The organism is Vibrio sp. 10N.261.52.A1 (assembly GCF_002876325.1).
Taxonomy (GTDB): Bacteria; Pseudomonadota; Gammaproteobacteria; order Enterobacterales; family Vibrionaceae; genus Vibrio; species Vibrio chagasii.
In genome coordinates this window covers 1-662 of sequence record NZ_MCYD01000185.1, presented here as the reverse complement: position 1 = coordinate 662, position 662 = coordinate 1, and the positions used below count along the sequence as shown (strand labels likewise).

The following is a 662-nucleotide window of genomic DNA, read 5'->3' as shown; positions in this document are numbered from 1 at the left end:
CTTTGAACCCATACCTGCGCGTCGGTATTCAAGTGGCAGAAGCCATTATGTGTCATCGTAAAGTGTCGAAGTCTCAAGCCAAACAGCGTGTGATAGAGCTGTTTAATCTTGTGCACTTGCCAATGCCAGAAAAGTCATACACCAAGTACCCTCACGAATTTTCGGGTGGTCAACTGCAGCGCATCATGATTGCAATGGCACTGATTAATGAACCGGATATTCTGATTGCTGACGAACCGACGACAGCACTCGACGTAACGGTTCAAGCTGAAGTGCTTTCTCTTATCAAAGAGATTCAAGGCAAGATGGGAATGGCGATTTTGTTCATCACTCATGATTTAGGTGTGGTGAAACACTTCGCTGATCGTGTGATAGTGATGTGTAAAGGTGAACTTGTAGAAGAAGGGATGACTCAATCTCTATTCGATAGTCCTAAACATGACTACACACGAATGCTCATTAACTCGATACCTAAAGGGGCGAAAGATCCGGTAAGCGCCGCAGCGCCAGAGCTTCTGTCTGCTGAAGATATTCGCGTTAAGTTCTTGGTGAAACCGCACTTCATCAAGTCTAAAAATCAGTACTTTGAAGCAGTGAAAGGCATCTCGTTGAACCTAAAACAAGGTGAAACCCTCGGTATTGTGGGTGAGTCAGGTTCAGGT

At 45.2% G+C, this 662-nt stretch carries 1 protein-coding gene; it reads left to right on the top strand.

The genetic code is table 11. The annotated features are described in order from the left end of the window. The coding region (locus BCT81_RS02465; protein WP_133152495.1) for an ATP-binding cassette domain-containing protein at window positions 1-662 on the top strand (662 nt) is incomplete at both ends.